The organism is Halocella sp. SP3-1 (assembly GCF_003953885.1).
GTDB lineage: Bacteria > Bacillota > Halanaerobiia > Halanaerobiales > DTU029 > Iocasia > Iocasia fonsfrigidae.
In genome coordinates this window covers 41,274-58,004 of record NZ_CP032760.1, presented here as the reverse complement: position 1 = coordinate 58,004, position 16,731 = coordinate 41,274, and the positions used below count along the sequence as shown (strand labels likewise).

Below are 16,731 nucleotides of genomic sequence, written 5' to 3'. Positions count from 1 at the left end.
AGAGGTAAGAAGTAAGATAAGAAGTAAAGATATGAGGTTTGAATATAAACAGAGGGGGTAATTATATGGGGATGACTATGGTAGAGAAGATTATAGCCGCCCATTCAGATAATGATAGTGTTAAACCCGGTCAGATAGTTAATGCCAGGGTAGATCTGGTTCTGGGAAATGATGTCACAACACCTGTTGCCATTAAAGAATTTAATAAAATTGGAGTAGATTCTGTATTTGATAGAGATAGGGTGGCAATAGTGCCAGATCATTTTACACCAAATAAAGATATAAATTCTGCTCAGCAGGCCTTAATGGTCAGAAACTTTGCCCGGGAGAAGGAAATTACTAATTATTTTGAAGTAGGGGAGATGGGGATTGAGCACTGCCTCTTACCAGAAAAGGGTTTGACCCTGCCTGGTGAAATTATAGTTGGGGCAGATTCACATACCTGTACCTATGGAGCATTAGGTGCTCTGGCCACTGGGGTTGGTAGTACAGATATGGCGGCAGCTATGGCTACTGGTGAATTGTGGTTCAGGGTTCCGGAAACAATCAAGTTCGTCTATACAGGTAAACTTAACCCCTGGGTAAGTGGTAAAGACTTGATCCTCTATACAATTGGTAAGATAGGAGTTGATGGGGCCCTTTATAAAGCAATGGAATTTACTGGTGAGGCTATTGAGAACCTGTCAATGGATGGTAGAATGACAATGTCTAATATGGCTATTGAAGCAGGTGGTAAATGTGGGCTTATTGCCTGTGATGATAAGACAAGGGAGTATTTAACAGATAGGGCTGTAAGGGATTTTACTACCTACTATAGTGATAATGATGCAGTCTATGATCGTGTAATTGAATATGATGTAAGTGAGATAGAACCTCAGGTTGCCTTCCCCCATCTGCCGGAAAACACCCGTCCTGTTAGTAAGGCAGGGGATGTTAAGATACAGCAGTCTGTTATTGGTTCCTGTACCAATGGACGCCTGGAAGACCTGCGAATTGCTGCTGAGGTCCTTAAAAATAAACATGTCCATAAAGATGTCCGCTGTATTGTATTACCAGGTACTCAGGAGATCTATAAGCAGGCTATGAAAGAAGGATTATTTGAAATTTTTATTGATGCTGGTGTAGCAGTAAGCACACCGACCTGTGGCCCATGTCTTGGCGGACATATGGGAATTCTGGCTAAAGGGGAAAGGGCTATTTCAACTACTAACCGGAATTTTGTTGGTAGAATGGGTCACCCTGAAAGTGAAGTATATTTATCTAACCCAGCAGTGGCAGCTGCGTCAGCGGTTAAAGGATATATAGCTAGTCCTGAGGAGGTAGTAGAATGAAGTTAACAGGTAAGGTTTTTAAATATGGAGACAATGTCGATACTGATGTGATCATACCAGCAAGGTATCTTAATAATTCTGATCCCCGGGAACTGGCTGCCCATTGTATGGAAGATATTGATGAGAATTTTGCGCAGGAGGTAGCCGAGGGAGATATAATAGTTGGCGGCAAGAACTTTGGTTCAGGTAGTTCAAGGGAGCATGCCCCCCTTGCTATCAAAACAGCTGGTGTTTCCTGTGTTATTGCTGAGAGTTTTGCCCGTATTTTCTACCGTAATTCAATTAATATAGGCCTCCCTATTCTGACTTCTCCAGAAGCAGTAAAAGGCATTAAAGCCGGGGCTAGATTAGCAGTAGATCTTGATAGTGGCGAGATAAAGGACCTGGATACGGATCAAACATATCAAGCAGCACCTTTCCCTGAGTTTATGCAGGATATTATCAAGGCCGGCGGTTTGATTGAGAAAGTAAAAGGGGAGGTTGGTTAAATGGCGAAAATTGCTGTTATTCCTGGTGATGGGATCGGTAAAGAGGTTGTAAATGAGGGAGTTAAGGTCTTAGAATATTTGAATAGCACTTATGAGTTAGGTCTTGGTTTTAAAGAATTTGATCTTGGTGCTGCCAGGTATTTAAAATATGGGGAACTGGTTCCTGATAATATATTAAATGAGCTGGAAACCTTTGATGCTATTTTTTTAGGAGCGGTAGGTGACCCTGCTGTTGAGCCTGGAATTTTGGAAAAGGGTATTCTCCTTAAATTAAGATTTTATTTTGATCAGTATGTTAATTTGCGTCCAGTAAAATTATATAATGATAGGTTTTCTCCTTTAAAAGGTAAGGGTGTTGATGAAATTAATTTTACAGTTGTTCGTGAAAATACAGAAGGACTTTATGCAGGTATTGGTGGTTTTCTAAAAAAAGACACCCCTGATGAGATAGCTACCCAGGAGATGATTGCTAGCAGAAAAGGTGTTGACAGGATACTCAAATATGCCTTTGAATATGCCCGTAAGACTGGAGGGAAGTTAACTGTTTCTGATAAGAGTAATGTCCTGACTTATGCTCACAACCTGTGGCAGAGGGCCTTCAAAGCAATGGCTCAGGAGTATAGTGATGTAGAGACTAACCATTACCTTATTGATGCTATTACGATGAAGATGGTAAGAAACCCGGAAATATTTGATGTTATTGTCACCTGTAATCTCTTTGGGGATATTATTACTGACCTTGGGGCAGAATTACAGGGGGGGATGGGTCTGGCGGTTTCTGGTAATATTAACCCTGATACTGTTTCTATGTTTGAACCAGTTCATGGTTCTGCACCTGATATTGCCGGACAGAATATTGCTAACCCACTGGCAACAATCCTGGCTGCCGGTATGATTGTCGAATACCTTGGCCATGAAGAATTATCCGCTATGGTTGATCAGGCTGTTCAGTCTTCGATAGATAATAATAAAGTAACACCTGATATGGGTGGAGAACTGAGCACCTCTGAAGTAGGAAATCACCTTGTTAAGGTTCTTAAAGAACTGAAGGGGGATAAATAATGAAATCATTAACATTTTATGATACAACCTTAAGGGATGGAGCACAGGGTGAAGGTGTATCTTTTACTGTTGATGATAAGATAAAGATAGTTAAAAAACTTGATGATTTTGGGATTGATTATATTGAAGGGGGTTGGCCTGGTTCTAACCCTAAAGATGAAGAATTTTTTGCGGCAATCAGGGATTTAAAACTAAAACATAGTAAGATTGTTGCTTTTAGTTCTACCAAGAGGTATGGTATTGATATTAAAGATGATTTAAATATCAAGAAAATGATAGATTCCGGGGTGGATACAGTCGCTATTTTCGGTAAGTCCTGGGATTTTCATGTTACTGATGTCCTTAAAATATCCCTGGATGAAAATCTGGCCCTGATTGAGGATACAATAAAATATCTGGTTGAAAATAATATGCAGGTTATTTTTGATGCTGAGCATTTTTTTGATGGCTTTGCTAGTAATCCAACATATGCCCTGGAGACCCTGAAGGTTGCCTATGAAGCAGGTGCAGAGGTTTTAGTTTTATGTGATACCAATGGGGGGCAGTTGCCGACACAGCTGGCTAATACTATTGCTAAGGTAAAGGAATCCTTGACAGCACCATTAGGTATTCACGCTCATAATGATAGTGATGTAGCTGTAGCGAATTCGCTGCTTGCCTATGAACTGGGAGCGGTTCAGATTCAGGGAACTATCGGTGGTATTGGTGAACGGTGTGGTAATGCGGATCTTGCCAGTATTATACCTGCTTTAAAAACGAAGTATAAGCTTGAACTTAGTAATTTGAATGTTAATAAAATAACCTCTCTTTATTATTATATAATGGAGGTAGCTAATCTGGTTCCTGAGAACAATCATCCCTATGTAGGGAGCAGTGCTTTTACACATAAAGCTGGGATGCATGTAAATGCCCTGCAAAAAAATTCAGAGACCTATGAACATGTCTCTCCTCAGATATTTGGTAATAAGAGGAGGATACTTGTTTCTGAACTATCAGGAAAGAGTAATTTAAAATATAAACTTCAGGAACTAGGTTTTGACCTGTCAAATTTTACAAAAGAGGAATACCGCAGCTTGGCTACCAAGATCAAGGATATGGAATATCAAGGTTACCAGTTTGAGGGTGCTGAGGCTTCTCTTAAATTACTTTTTCTCAGGGAATATGAAGACTATCATTCACTTTTTGGGGTAGAAGACTTTAAGATAATTAGCCATAATTTTGGTAAAAAAACTGATTCTGAAGCCGTTGTCAAACTTAAGGTGAAAGGGGAATCTGTTCATATAGTTGCCGAAGGAGATGGACCGGTTAATGCCCTTGATAATGCCTTAAGAAAGGCACTGCTCAGTTTTTTCCCATCCATAGATGTAATGAAATTAATAGATTATAAGGTGCGTGTTTTAAATGGTAAAGATGGAACTGCTGCCAAGGTACGTGTTTTAATAGAGAGTTCTAATACAGAACAGTCCTGGACTACGATTGGTGTGTCAACTAATATTATTCAGGCCAGCTGGCAGGCTCTGATTGATAGTTTTGAATATGCTCTTTATCTAGCCAAAAACAACGGTAGTTTAAGTGCTAATTAGCAGGATATTTAGTACTATTGAGTTAATTTCTATGATTAGATTGATTAAATAAAATTGCTGTGGTATAATTAAGAAGATTGTTTTATAGTTTAAATATATTTTATATATTTATAATTATATAAATAAAGAGTGAGGAAAGGGATTAAGCCGCCCTGGAGCTGGGTTCTGAACATAATCTAAGTAGGAATCACCGGTTGTACCGTTAAAACTTAAGCTGCTGTGAATGAACAGCACTTGCTGAGGTTATTGTGATAGATAACAAAGCATGGTGGTACCGTGTAAATTATACACCCCTGCATTTTAAGTAGGGGTGTTTTGTTTTATTTAAAAACGAAAGAAAGGGGAATTGTTGATGTTAGATAATTTGTTTGCTGATAGGGTTGAGGAGATGTCTAATGGTGAACTTGCGGAGTTTATGAAACTGGTTGGTCAGGGGGATGTGCTTTCTTTTGCCGGGGGGATCCCTGCTAGTGAGGTTTTTCCTTATAACGGACTGAAAGATCTGAATGATAGGCTTTTAAATGAGCTGGGGGCAGAGGTTTTTCAGTATTGTAGTACTGACGGCTCTGATAATCTCAAGGAATATATTGTTGGTTTTCTGGGAGAGAGGGGTATTAATACCAGTAAAAAGGAACTGCTGATTACTACTGGTTCACAACAGGCCCTTGATCTTATCAGTAAAATATTTATTAATACAGGGGACAATATAATTGTAGAGAAACCAGGATATGTAGGTGGTATTGGGGCAATTAAGAGTTATCAGGCTAATCTTATAGGGATTGATCTTGATAAAGATGGTTTATGTGTAAATATCCTTGAAGAAAAATTGGATAGAATATATGCTAAAGGGGAGCAGATTAAGTTTATCTATCTGGTTCCTGATTATTCTAATCCCTCTGGAAGTAGATTGTCACTGGAGAGGAGAAAAAAGATTCTAGAGTTGGCTGAAAGATATGATTTTTATATTATTGAAGATACCCCTTATAGTGAACTTAATTACTTTAATGAAAGACTGCCTTTTATTAAGGAATTTGATCAAGATAACCGGGTTATTATGCTGGGGTCTTTTTCTAAATTTTTTATACCGGGTATGCGGGTCGGTTGGGTCTGTATTGAGGAAGGGATGATAGATTTATTGACAAAGGCTAAACAAAATACTGACCTGGCTTCAAACACATATGGTCAGGAACTGCTGGCCCTTGCTGGTAATAGTGGCTTAGTAGATGAACAGCTAAAAAGGGTTAAACCTTTTTATAAAGAGAGGTTACTAAAGATGGAAGAGTCTCTGCAGAAATTTTTTCCTGAAAACACTTCATGGTATCAGCCTGAAGGTGGTTTTTTCTTCTGGGTTAAGTTGCCGGAAAATATAAAGAGCAGGGATTTATTTCAGATAGCAATCAAAAATAAATTGGCCTTTGTTACTGGGAATTCTTTTTTCCCGGTTTATCAGGATGGTAATCACTATATCAGGTTGTCATTCTCTGATACTACCCCTGCTGAAATAGAAAAGGGTATAGCGTTATTAGCAGGGATAATTATTGATTATTAAAAAACAGGAATTTTAATTTATTTCTTGAATAAAGTATATGGTGGTTATTAATGAATAATAAAACTAAGACGATGCTTTTTTTTATAGGGTTTTTATTGATAGGGCTTATAATAATTAGTTTATCCCTGTCAATTGGTAGTATATATATCCCTTTCAAACAGCTTATCAGGGTATTGTTTTCAGCTGAAAGTGGGAGTACTTATGGCTTAATTGTTAAAAATATTCGTTTACCCAGGGTTATATTGAGTTTGCTGGTAGGTTCAGGGCTTGCTCTGGCTGGTGCTGTATTTCAGGGAGTTATCCGCAACCCAATGGTTGACCCTTATGTTGTAGGAATTTCATCTGGGGCTGGTACAGCAGTAACCCTTACTATTATTCTAAATATTGACTGGGAGTTTCTGGGGATAAGCACTATCCCTTTAATGGCTTTTATAGGTGCGGTAATAACCGTATATATTGTTTACAGCTTATCTTACAGTAAAAGGGGCCTTCCGGTTATAACTTTTCTTTTAGCTGGGATAGCAATGGGGTTTCTACTTAATGCTGTCATGTCCTTTTTAATGGTTTTAGGGACAAACAGTTTACACAAGGTGGTTTACTGGTTGATGGGGAGTCTGGCTACTGCTAGCTGGCAGGAGATTATAACGATTCTTCCCTACTATTTTACAGCTTTGCTTATAATAATTTTCCATATAAATGACCTAAACACCTTACTACTAGGGGAAGAGAATGCCTATAACCTGGGTCTGGATATTGAAAGAGTTAAACTACACTTGATCATTGCTGCGGCCCTTATGACAGCAGCAGTAGTATCTGTAAGTGGCATTATTGGTTTTATCGGTCTGATTGTACCTCATATTGTCAGGATATTAATAGGTCCAGATCATAGAAAAATGATACCGGCAGCAGCCCTGTTAGGGGGGTTGTTTTTGCTTGTCAGTGATAACCTGGCCCGTACTCTCCTGGCACCTATGGAAATACCGGTAGGAATTATTACTGCTTTAGCAGGGGGACCGTATTTTATTTACCTATTACGAAAGACTAAAGGGGAGTACTGGTGATAGAAAATGATAAAAATAGAAGGACTTCATTTTAGTTATGGGGATAAAAGAGTATTAAAGGAGATAAATCTATATCTTACTAGAGGTGATTTCATTGGTATAATTGGGCCCAACGGTTCTGGAAAATCAACCTTTCTTAAGACATTAAGCGGGTATTTACCAGCTGATAAGGGTGTTATTTATCTAGATAATTATTTATTAAATAAAGTATCTAATGAGGACTTAGCCCGTATAATGGCTGTGGTACCTCAAGATACAAATGTTGATTATAATTTTAAAGTTTATGACCTGATTATGATGGGGCGAAGACCCTATCAGAATCGCTGGGGCATGGTGAGTGAGCAAGATAGGGAAATTGTAAGTGAAGTAATGGAGATGACAGATACCCAGGGCTTTTCTCAGGAGAATATTAATAAACTTAGTGGGGGAGAGCGGCAGAGGGTGATTATTGCCCGGGCCCTGGCTCAGGAACCTGATATCTTGCTGCTGGATGAACCAACTGCCAGTCTGGATATTAATTATCAGGGGGAGATATTTGACTTGCTGGCTAAATTAAATAGGTACAGGGGTATTACGATTATCCTTGTTTCACATGACCTTAATCTCAGTGGTCAATATTGTGATAGACTGATTTTGTTAAAGGATGGGCAGGTCTATAAGACAGGTATTCCTACAGAAGTATTAAGGAGTGAAACCATTGCTGAGGTCTATCAGAGTGATGTGATTATTGAGGAGAATCCTTTTACTGGCAAACCATACCTGATTATGGTTCCTGGGGGTAGTAAAAAAAAGCAGTGGGGAAAGAGAAGCACAATTACAGAAAATACTCCCAAAATTCATTTGATATGTGGGGGTGGTTCAGGACGCAAAATGTTTTCCCTGCTTCATAATAAGGGTTTTCAATTAAGTTGTGGAGTTTTAAATATTGGTGATAGTGATTGGGAAACAGCCAGGAGGTTAAACCTTAAGATAGCTGAGAGTCCACCTTTTAACCCGATAAGTAAGCAGAGTTTGGAATATAACCGACAGTTAATGACTGAGGCAGATATAATCTTGCTTGCTGAAACACCTTTCGGCCATGGTAATCTAGATAATCTAAAACTCCTTCTTGCTTTAAGTGACAAAACTATAATTCTTAAGGGGGGAAGGAAGTTTCAGGAGCGTGATTTTACAGGGGGAGAAGCTACTTTATTATGGCAGGAACTTAAGCAGCGTCCAGGGTGTTATTTGAAGAATAAAACGGCGGATATTTTAGAATTAATCGAAGACTTAATAAAAATATAATTGTTTATAAGGATATAACTATGGGGGTGTATTATTAATATGAATAAAAGGAATAAGGAAGAAATAAAGGCGGTTATTTTTGATCTAGACGGTGTTTTAACAGATACAGCGGAATATCATTATCAAAGCTGGAAAAAGCTTGCTCAGGAAGAAGGGATATCTTTTACCAGAGAGGATAATGAACAATTAAGGGGTGTAACCAGGAGGCAGTCACTGGAAATTTTGCTAAAAGGGAAGACACTACCTGAAGATAAAATGGAAGAGTTGATGGTTAAAAAGAATGAATATTATCAGGAATTAATTAATAATATTACAATGGAAGATCTTATACCAGGTGTAGAGGAACTATTAAATCAGCTGCAAGAAGAGGGGTATAAGCTGGCTGTTGCTTCAGCAAGTAGAAATGCTAGAACAGTTATTGAAAATCTGGAGATTGGGAAGAAATTTCAGCTTATTGCTGACGGCTATAGTGTGAAAAATAATAAACCAGCCCCTGACCTGTTTCTCTATGCTGCTGAGGAGTTAGAGGTGGAACCTGAGGAATGTATTGTGATTGAAGATGCAGAGTCTGGGATTGAAGCAGCTCTGGCGGCAGGGATGCATACTGTTGGTATTGGGCCTGAAGAGCGGGTTGGACAGGCTGATTTCAGGTATGATAAAATAAAAGATATTAAACTGGCTGATATTGTACAGTGATATTGACTTAAGAAAAGTATTATGCTATACTATTGATAATTTAATATTCATTTCTTATCAAGAGATGGCTGAGGGACTGGCCCGATGAAGCCCGGCAACCGGCACAAGCACGGTGCTAAATCCTGCAGGATAAATTATTTCCTGGAAGATGAGAGCTATGTAAATAACCTCTTCCTCCAGGGAAGAGGATTTTATTTATAAAGGGAGTTTAAAGTATCGAAATAATTAAGGAGTGAGGGAAATGAGCGGGAAAAAAACAGAAAAGAGTTATGCTGAGATTAATCAAAGAATAAAAAAAGGTGAAGCCCTGGTTCTTACAGCTGAAGAGATGATTGATTTTGTAGATGAAAATGGTGAGGATAAGGCCCTTGCAGAGGTTGACGTAGTTACTACAGCTACTTTTGGGGCAATGTGTTCTTCTGGTGCCTTTTTAAATTTTGGACATTGTGATCCCCCTATAAGAATGGGGAGGGTCTGGTTAAATGATGTTATGGCTTATGCTGGTCTGGCAGCTGTTGATGTTTACTTAGGTGCAACTGAAGAATCTGAAATAAAAGGGGTGGAATATGGAGGGGCACATGTTATTGAAGACCTACTTGCTGGTCGAAAAGTACATTTAAGGGCCACTTCAAAGGGTACTGATTCTTATCCCCGTAAAGAACTTGATACCTATATTACCCTGAAAGATTTGAATCAGGCCTATTTGTTTAATCCCCGGAATTGCTACCAAAATTACTGGGTAGCAGTAAATTCCTCTGATAAAATGATTTATACCTATATGGGGCCTTTGATGGCCAGATTTGGGAATGCAAGTTATAGTAGTGCTGGACAATTAAGCCCTCTTTTAAATGACCCCTATTATAAAACTATTGGTATTGGGAGCCGGATATTTCTGGGTGGTGCCCAGGGATATATTGCCTGGGAGGGTACCCAGCATAATCCTGTTAGGGAAAGAAATCAAAAAGGGCTCCCGGTAGGTGGTGCTGGTACTATGGCAGTGATTGGGGATTTAAAAGAGATGAGTACTGAATATGTCCGGGCTGCCTCTATTGAAAAATATGGTGTAAGTATGTATGTGGGAATAGGTGTGCCAATTCCTATTTTAAATAAAGAAATGGTCAGGTATACAGCCGTTAGGGATAGGGACATTGATGTTACTATTGTTGATTATAGTGGTGGTGTAAGGGATAACCCTACCTTAGGTCAGGTTAATTATGAACAATTGAGGTCAGGTACGATTGTTCTGGAAAATGGCCGGGAAGTACCGACTGCGCCATTATCCAGCTATAATAAGGCCAGAAAGATTGCCCTTGAATTAAAGAAATGGATAAATAATGGAGAATTTTTATTAGAAAAACCCGTGGAGAATTTATCAACAAACAGTCAGTTTAAGATATTGAAGGAAGGGGCTGTTCCTAATGTGTAAAAAAAGATTAAAGTTGGTTTTTGGCCCTGAAATTGTCGGTAAGCCAGTAACCTATAATTTAATTAAAAAATATGATGTAATTATTAATGTTTTTCAGGCCAGGGTTTTGCCTGATGAAGAAGGCCATATGGTGCTTGATATAAGAGGCAAAAACGAGGAATCTATTAAAAAGAGTATTAAATACTTGCAGTCAGAGGGTGTAATGGTTGATTTTTTGGAAAAGAGTATCAGTTATAATCAGGATAGGTGTATTAATTGCGGAGCCTGTACAGGGGTATGCAGGAGTGGTGCTCTGCTTATGGATCAAGAAAGCTGGGAATTAATAGTTGATCAGGATAAGTGTTTATTATGTGAAATGTGCTTATCTGCCTGTTCAATGAAGGCCCTTTCCCTGGAGCTTGGGTGAGTTTTTAATGTATGAGCCGCGTTTTTATAGGGAATGGACTAGTAATAGATATAAAAAATTTACAGTATCTTATCAGGAGACTGATCTCTTGATATATGCCCCCAAAAAACTGGTAGAAGAAACATATGAAGAAGTAAGAAGGCTAAGAAAAAGGCTTGATTATTATATTAATAGTCATCCTGCTTTTCTCAGTAGTTTTGTTCCTCTTGACATATATGGTAATGCCCCTGATGAAGTAAAAGTTATGGCTAAAATGTCTGCCAGGGTAGGGGTAGGGCCGATGGCTGGTATTGCTGGTTTGTTTGCTGAAAGGATTGGTTGTTATTTATTAGATTATACAGATGAGGTCATAGTTGAAAATGGTGGAGACATTTTTTTATCCCTCAATGAGGATTCTAGGATAGGACTTTATGCTGGTAAAGGCTCCCCCTTCAGTGATAAACTGGCTATTAAGGTGTTTCCCAGGCAAAAGCCTCTAGGTATCTGTACTTCATCCGGGAGATTAGGGCCTTCTTTTAGTAAGGGTAAAGCAGATGCTGTTACAGTAGTAAGCTCTTCAACTATACTGGCTGATACAGCTGCCACAGCTGCTTGTAATCGCGTAAAAAACAGGGATGATATAGCAGAGACAATTAATTGGTTAAAGGGAATTGAAGGTATTATAGCTGCTGTTATTATGATGGATGACCAGTTAGGTGTATGGGGGGATATTGAATTAATAAAGCGATAAAACTATAGTATGAAATTTATTTAAATATTTTAGTCAGGGGTGATATCTAATGCAGTTGGTAGAGAATAAGTTTATAGATTTAATACAAGAGGAGATTATTGTTGGTGATGGGGCTATGGGGACTATGATCCAGAATTCTAAATGCCAACAGATTAATCCACCGGAATTATTTATGTTGGAAAACCCAGCTGAAATAGCCAGGATTCATCAGGAATATGCTACTGCCGGAGCTGAATTGATTGAGACCAATACCTTTGGGGCAAACCGTTTAAAATTAGCCCTGGAAGGTTTAGAAGATAGGATCGAAGAGATAAATAAGAAAGCGGTCAAGATAGCCAGGGGTATAGGGGATGATATTCTGGTAGCTGGTTCTGTTGGTCCGACTGGGAAACTGATGGAGCCTCATGGAGAACTTAGTTTTTCTACAGCTAGAGGGGTATTTTCAGAACAAATAGGGTATTTAGTTGAAGCCGGTGTTGATCTGATATGTATAGAAACAATGAGTGACTTGAAGGAAATGAGGGCAGCGGTGGTTGCGGCCCGGGAATACCAGATTCCACTTGTGGCCCAGATGACCTATACAGAGCGGGGACTTACCCTTACCGGGAGTACACCTGAACTGGTAGCAATTGTCCTTGATGGTCTTGGTGTAGATATGGTTGGGGTGAACTGTGTAGCTGGCCTTGATGAGGCTATACCGATAGTAAAAAAGATGTCAGCAGTTACTGAACTACCCCTTAGTGTTTTTGCTAATGCAGGATTACCAGTAATGAAAGATAATCAGACTTTTTATCCCCAAAGTGCTGAAGACTATAGTCTAAGGATTAATGAATTGCTGACATATAATGTTAGATTAATAGGTGGTTGTTGTGGTACTACACCTGCATATATACCGGCGATTAAAGAGGCGGCTAAAAAGACTATTGTGGAAAATAAAAATGGTGAAAAACCAAGTTTATTTCTTAGCAGTAATCATAAACATATTGAAGTATCAGATCAGCAAGCAGTACAGCTTATTGGGGAAAAGCTAAATCCTACTGGTAGAGATGACCTTAAAACTGCCCTGCGGAACAGGGATTGGAAGTATTTAAAAGATCTGGCCAAAAAACAGGTGATTGCCGGTGCTAACCTACTTGATGTTAATATTGGTATTTCTGGGATTGATAAAAAAGAGGTAATGGGCAGGCTTGTTCAGGAATTACAGCTTGAGGTTGATGTTCCCTTGGTGCTGGATTCAAATAGCCCTGATGTACTGGAAAAGGCTCTACAGGAGTATACTGGTAAGGCTCTGATAAATTCAGTAAATGGTGATCTAAAATCTATTGAAGCTATTATGCCTCTGGCTAAAAAATATGGTGCTGCTCTTATTGGTTTAACCCTTGATGAAAATGGTATACCAGCAACGGTTGATGGTAGAATTGCTATAGCTAAAAGGATTATTGAGGCAGCAGAGGAGTATGGTATTAAAAGGAGTAATATAGTAATTGATACTTTAGCTTTGACAGCAGGTGCTAAACAAAAAGAGGTCCTTATAGCTGTTAAAGCCCTGGCTGAGGTGAAAGAGCTATTTGGGGTAAAGACAACCCTGGGTATCAGTAATGTTTCACACGGATTGCCCGGCCGGGAGTTAATTAATGAAACCTTTTTAACAATGGCCCTAGGGGCAGGACTTGATTTGCCGATTATTAATCCCTTTAATGAGAGAATATATCATATTATCAGGGCTGCCAATTTGCTTACCAGTCGTGATGAAGATGGTCAAGAATTTATTAGTTGGTATAGTGTCAATAAAGGAAACGAGGATAAAGATTGTAAAAAAAAGTCAAAAGATAAGAAAACAGGTATTTTAAAGCAAATTCATGGTATAATTATAGAGGGTAATAAAGATGATATTGTTGCTTATACCGAGCAGGCGGTTGAGGAAGGGACTAAGCCCCAGCAGGTAATAGATGAAGCACTAATCCCTGGAATTGAAGAGGTTGGTGTGCTATATGATCAGGGTACGTATTTTTTGCCCCAGTTATTAAGAAGTGCCGAGACAGTTCAGGCTGCTTTTGATTACCTGAAAGGGCTACTGGGGAGTGATACAGAGGCAGGGAAAAAGGCCCTGGTTTTACTGGCAACAGTTAAAGGTGATATGCATGATATCGGTAAGAATATAGTAAAGACTATTTTTGCTAACCACGGCCTGGAGGTCATTGATCTAGGGGCCAATGTTGCTACAGAACTAATTGTAGAGAAGGCATTTGAATATGATGTTGATCTGGTAGGGCTCAGTGCCTTAATGACTACTACTATGGAGGAAATGAGGCATGTTGTCTCACTGCTGAAAAAGAAAGACTTTAAAGGTGCTGTAATTATTGGTGGTGCAGTGACAAGCCAGGAATATGCAGATGAAATTGGTGCTGATTTTTATGCCGAAGATGCCCTTGATGGAGTGCGAAAGATAAATAGTTATTTGGGGAGAGGAGATAGTGATAAGAGGAATTAAGAACCTAAAGAGGAGAGATTATAATGAATTTTCAGTATATTAATTACGATTATGGTCTGCCTATTAAGATATTTGTTAATTCTCCCAGAAATAATTTTCATCTCCATGATGGACTAGAATTAATCTGGGTCCTTGATGGGGAATTATTTGTACAGATTGAAAATAAAAAGATTATGCTTTACAATGATGATTTATTATTAGTTAATAGTTTTAGTAATCATAGATTAAATACAGGTGATGATCATAAGTTTTTGGTCATGGAAATAGAAAAGAGTTTCTGTCAGGAATATATAGCTGACTTTAATAATAAACATTTTTTATTAAATTCTTCTAATGAAAAACAGCAGAGATATGAACTGATTCGATTTTTATTTAGTAGAATGATAGATATTTACAATAAAAAGACAATAGAAATGCTGGATAATATAAATAATAACCTTATAAAGATGTTAAAATATATAGAAGATAATTTTACTATTGATCAGGGCGAATCCCAGCTTAGTAAATTTGAAAATAGCAAGTATATTATTATTAACGAGATGATTGAGCACATTAAAGCCAATTATATGAATAAAATAACCTTAAAAAATATTGCTGAAGAAAAACATTATAACACATCGTATTTATCTGAAAAATTTAAAGATTTTGTTGGCATAAATTTTAAGGACTACGTAGATATAGTTAGATTGTATAATGTAATGAAGTCGATACTATATAAAAATGAAAATATTAGCGACATTGCCTATAATAACGGATTTTCCAGCCTAAAAAGTTTTTATAGGGCATTTCATCGTTATTATAACTGTACTCCTGGTGAATATAGAAATTTATATAGACAGACAAATAATGATCAGGATGATGGGGGTCTTTATGTACACAGAAAAGTCAAGACATATTTAGATCAAGGTCAGCTTATTCAGGATAACAAGGAAGAGGTTTTAGAGAAAGAAATTACTGTTAATATCGATAATACTAGCGGTATACTGAAAAAATCATGGCAGAAAATAATAAACATTGGTTCAGTATATACAATTTTAGATTCGAATGTTCAGGCCCAGATTATAGAAATGCAGAAAGATATTGGATTTGAATATTTAAGATTTGAGGGTATATTTAATGATGAGATGGAGGTATGTAAACTAGACGAGAATGGAGATATTTATTACAATTGGAAGTTCGTAGATAAGGTTTTTGATTTTATGTTTGAATTAAAACTTAAACCCTTTGTCTGTCTTAGTTTTATGCCTGATGTACTGGCTAAAACAAATAAAAAGGTCTTTCATTATAGGGCTAATGCCTCTCCTCCTAAAAAAATAAAACAGTGGCTTGATCTTGTTTATTCTTTTTTTATTCACTGTATCAATAGGTATGGAATGGACAGTATTGAAAAATGGTATTTTCAGATATGGGGTGAGTTTTCTTTCTACAATCTCCACTGGGATGGGACAGATGAAGAGTATTTTCTTTTTTATAAGCAAACTGCTGAAGAAATAAAAAAGATATCTAAATCTATCAAAATCGGCCCTGCTTCTGAAAATTATTATTATGGATATAGAAAATCAAGAAATTTTTTGCAATTCTGTCAGGAGAACAATGTCCCAATAGATTTTTACAATGCTAATATCTATCATAATCGGATTTTAAATGAAAAGGATTTAGATTTTAATAAGGCTGATTTTTTTGATGATAATACCCTTTTAAGTGTCTGGTTTGGCTATTCTGATAAAATGCATACAGTAGATACAGCTGAAGAAACAAAAGATTTGTTAAAAGATTTTTATCCACATGCTGAATTTATGATAGTCAGGTGGAATATGAGCTGGGATGTTAAAGAATATGTCCATGATACAGCATTTATGGCCACTTATGTTGTTGATACTGCTCTTAAAGCAGGCCAAAAGGTTGAAGGAATGGGTTTTCTTTCTTTATCTGATGTTTTATATGAGTGGCCGATAGATGAAGGACCTTTTTTTGGTGGAAGTGGTCTGGTAAATACAGAGGGGATTAAAAAACCATCATATTATGCTTTTTGGCTCCTTTCAAAATTAGGTAGCACAGTAGTTGAGCAAGGTGATTATTATATAGTTACCAAAAAAAGTTCCGATATTCAGATACTTGTCTATAATTATTCCTATCTTAATAATATTTATATGAAGGGGAATAGTAAAATTAATCAGATCTCAAAAAAAAATAGATATAAAGTATTTGAGAGAAAGGACGATATGAAGTTAAATCTTAATATCAAAGGTTTAAAGGGAAAATATAAGCTTAGACATTATTATTTGAATAGGGAGGATGGTTCTGCTTTTGATGAGTGGGTTGAACTTGGTTGCCCCTATGAATTAAATGATGAGGAAATTAAATATTTAAAAATAAAATCATATCCCAAGATGAAGATAGAAAGAGTTGATTGTGAAAAAGAATATACCGTAAAAACAGAAATACCGGTTCATGGAATAGAATTGATAGTGTTGAATAAGATATATGAAATATAATAGCTAAATATGTATTTGGCTTAAAGAAAAAACTGAAAAATCACCAATAATTTTTAGTGATTTTTCGGTTTTTTCTTTATTCAAAAAATTTTTAAAAAAATTGTCTAAACACGTAAAAAAAAGTAGTGA

General features: G+C 37.3%; 13 protein-coding genes and 1 riboswitch. All 13 genes read left to right on the top strand.

Annotated features, from left to right (window positions below; translation table 11 throughout):
- Positions 1-65 precede the first annotated feature (65 nt).
- The 13 genes from leuC to D7D81_RS00185 all read left to right on the top strand — a co-directional run bounded on the left by leuC (position 66) and on the right by D7D81_RS00185 (position 16,602).
- Entirely contained in the window at positions 66-1,331 is a 1,266-nt protein-coding gene (leuC, locus tag D7D81_RS00245; RefSeq protein WP_125986210.1) for a 3-isopropylmalate dehydratase large subunit, read from the top strand.
- Positions 1,328-1,819 carry a 3-isopropylmalate dehydratase small subunit gene (gene leuD, locus D7D81_RS00240; protein ID WP_125986208.1) on the top strand — a complete coding sequence of 164 codons (492 nt, stop codon included), beginning with the start codon at positions 1,328-1,330 and terminating at the stop codon, positions 1,817-1,819. The genes leuC and leuD overlap by 4 nt, the downstream gene beginning before the upstream one ends.
- The gene (locus D7D81_RS00235) at positions 1,820-2,881 is read left to right on the top strand and encodes a 3-isopropylmalate dehydrogenase (RefSeq protein ID WP_125986206.1); all 1,062 of its coding nucleotides are present in this window, start codon (positions 1,820-1,822) and stop codon (positions 2,879-2,881) included.
- Positions 2,881-4,464 (top strand): citramalate synthase, encoded by a 1,584-nt coding sequence (gene cimA, locus D7D81_RS00230; RefSeq protein ID WP_125986204.1) that lies wholly within the window; start codon positions 2,881-2,883, stop codon positions 4,462-4,464. Before D7D81_RS00235 ends, cimA begins: the two co-directional genes overlap by 1 nt.
- Before the next feature lie 352 nt (positions 4,465-4,816).
- Positions 4,817-6,013 carry an aminotransferase-like domain-containing protein gene (locus D7D81_RS00225; protein ID WP_125986202.1) on the top strand — a complete coding sequence of 399 codons (1,197 nt, stop codon included), beginning with the start codon at positions 4,817-4,819 and terminating at the stop codon, positions 6,011-6,013.
- A gap of 50 nt (positions 6,014-6,063) precedes the next feature.
- Positions 6,064-7,074 carry a FecCD family ABC transporter permease gene (locus tag D7D81_RS00220; RefSeq protein WP_125986200.1) on the top strand — a complete coding sequence of 337 codons (1,011 nt, stop codon included), beginning with the start codon at positions 6,064-6,066 and terminating at the stop codon, positions 7,072-7,074.
- A 6-nt stretch (positions 7,075-7,080) separates the two neighbouring features.
- Positions 7,081-8,358 carry an ABC transporter ATP-binding protein gene (locus D7D81_RS00215; RefSeq protein ID WP_125986198.1) on the top strand — a complete coding sequence of 426 codons (1,278 nt, stop codon included), beginning with the start codon at positions 7,081-7,083 and terminating at the stop codon, positions 8,356-8,358.
- Positions 8,359-8,397: 39 nt separating this feature from the next.
- Positions 8,398-9,054, top strand: a complete 657-nt coding sequence (gene pgmB / locus D7D81_RS00210) for a beta-phosphoglucomutase (protein ID WP_125986196.1) — start codon at positions 8,398-8,400, stop codon at positions 9,052-9,054.
- Positions 9,055-9,105: 51 nt separating this feature from the next.
- A riboswitch (SAM riboswitch) is annotated at positions 9,106-9,209 on the top strand.
- A gap of 86 nt (positions 9,210-9,295) precedes the next feature.
- A complete protein-coding gene (locus D7D81_RS00205) occupies positions 9,296-10,480 on the top strand; it encodes a homocysteine biosynthesis protein (protein WP_125986194.1) in 1,185 nt (394 codons plus the stop codon).
- Entirely contained in the window at positions 10,473-10,886 is a 414-nt protein-coding gene (locus tag D7D81_RS00200) for an NIL domain-containing protein (protein ID WP_125986192.1), read from the top strand. Before D7D81_RS00205 ends, D7D81_RS00200 begins: the two co-directional genes overlap by 8 nt.
- A 7-nt stretch (positions 10,887-10,893) precedes the next feature.
- Entirely contained in the window at positions 10,894-11,616 is a 723-nt protein-coding gene (locus D7D81_RS00195) for a UPF0280 family protein (RefSeq protein WP_125986190.1), read from the top strand.
- Positions 11,617-11,665: 49 nt separating this feature from the next.
- Positions 11,666-14,107, top strand: a complete 2,442-nt coding sequence (locus D7D81_RS00190) for a homocysteine S-methyltransferase family protein (protein WP_125986188.1) — start codon at positions 11,666-11,668, stop codon at positions 14,105-14,107.
- Positions 14,108-14,130: 23 nt separating this feature from the next.
- Positions 14,131-16,602 carry a GH39 family glycosyl hydrolase gene (locus D7D81_RS00185; protein WP_125986186.1) on the top strand — a complete coding sequence of 824 codons (2,472 nt, stop codon included), beginning with the start codon at positions 14,131-14,133 and terminating at the stop codon, positions 16,600-16,602.
- Positions 16,603-16,731 lie beyond the last annotated feature (129 nt).

Bases quoted from the DNA above. Each gene is read 5' to 3' on its own strand.
- leuC (WP_125986210.1), top strand. From the start codon at position 66: ATGGGGATGACTATGGTAGAGAAGATTATAGCCGCCCATTCAGATAAT.
- leuD (WP_125986208.1), top strand. From the start codon at position 1,328: ATGAAGTTAACAGGTAAGGTTTTTAAATATGGAGACAATGTCGATACT.
- D7D81_RS00235 (WP_125986206.1), top strand. From the start codon at position 1,820: ATGGCGAAAATTGCTGTTATTCCTGGTGATGGGATCGGTAAAGAGGTT.
- cimA (WP_125986204.1), top strand. From the start codon at position 2,881: ATGAAATCATTAACATTTTATGATACAACCTTAAGGGATGGAGCACAG.
- D7D81_RS00225 (WP_125986202.1), top strand. From the start codon at position 4,817: ATGTTAGATAATTTGTTTGCTGATAGGGTTGAGGAGATGTCTAATGGT.
- D7D81_RS00220 (WP_125986200.1), top strand. From the start codon at position 6,064: ATGAATAATAAAACTAAGACGATGCTTTTTTTTATAGGGTTTTTATTG.
- D7D81_RS00215 (WP_125986198.1), top strand. From the start codon at position 7,081: ATGATAAAAATAGAAGGACTTCATTTTAGTTATGGGGATAAAAGAGTA.
- pgmB (WP_125986196.1), top strand. From the start codon at position 8,398: ATGAATAAAAGGAATAAGGAAGAAATAAAGGCGGTTATTTTTGATCTA.
- D7D81_RS00205 (WP_125986194.1), top strand. From the start codon at position 9,296: ATGAGCGGGAAAAAAACAGAAAAGAGTTATGCTGAGATTAATCAAAGA.
- D7D81_RS00200 (WP_125986192.1), top strand. From the start codon at position 10,473: ATGTGTAAAAAAAGATTAAAGTTGGTTTTTGGCCCTGAAATTGTCGGT.
- D7D81_RS00195 (WP_125986190.1), top strand. From the start codon at position 10,894: ATGTATGAGCCGCGTTTTTATAGGGAATGGACTAGTAATAGATATAAA.
- D7D81_RS00190 (WP_125986188.1), top strand. From the start codon at position 11,666: ATGCAGTTGGTAGAGAATAAGTTTATAGATTTAATACAAGAGGAGATT.
- D7D81_RS00185 (WP_125986186.1), top strand. From the start codon at position 14,131: ATGAATTTTCAGTATATTAATTACGATTATGGTCTGCCTATTAAGATA.